Here is a 496-nt window from a genome sequence, read left to right on the forward strand (position 1 = left end):
AATGGGCAAAGACCTTCAAACCCCGCTGGGACGATTTTTCCCACGCCACCGCGCTTGAGCGCAGCGCCATGCAGGGCGTGGCTTTTTCAAGTGGCTTGGCCAAAGCGCTGTACAACCTGTGGGACAACGTCACGCAGCTGTATGAGCTGCTATCGGACCTCAAGGCCCACAGCGAAAAGCTCTTGGCCTACATCTCCCAGGCCGAACTCGATGCGCTGCTGGCACTCGGCAGCGACGCGATTGCCCAGGGGTTGCTGGTGCTCAGCGATGAGCCGCTGCTGTTCATTTACTTGGCAGCCATGGTCAGTTGGATGCGCCTGCTGCCGCCGCCCGAGATGTACGAACTGGTTGGCGAACTGACCGGGGAAGTGCTGATCAATCTGCTGCTGATCTGGGCCACAGCAGGCATGGGCGTGGCACTGCGCCTGGGTGCTCAGACGCTCAGCAGCATCAAATCCGCGCGGGCGCGAGCGTTGTTGGCGTTGCTCGCCAAGCA

1 pseudogene is annotated in these 496 nt (G+C 61.3%); it reads left to right on the plus strand.

The window, feature by feature from the left end:
* A pseudogene (locus tag ACFZPT_RS26550) lies at positions 1-496 on the plus strand (type IV secretion protein Rhs); the annotation flags it as partial.

This window comes from Pseudomonas sp. MD330_10, from assembly GCF_042610415.1.
In the GTDB taxonomy this organism is placed as follows: domain Bacteria; phylum Pseudomonadota; class Gammaproteobacteria; order Pseudomonadales; family Pseudomonadaceae; genus Aquipseudomonas; species Aquipseudomonas rhodesiae.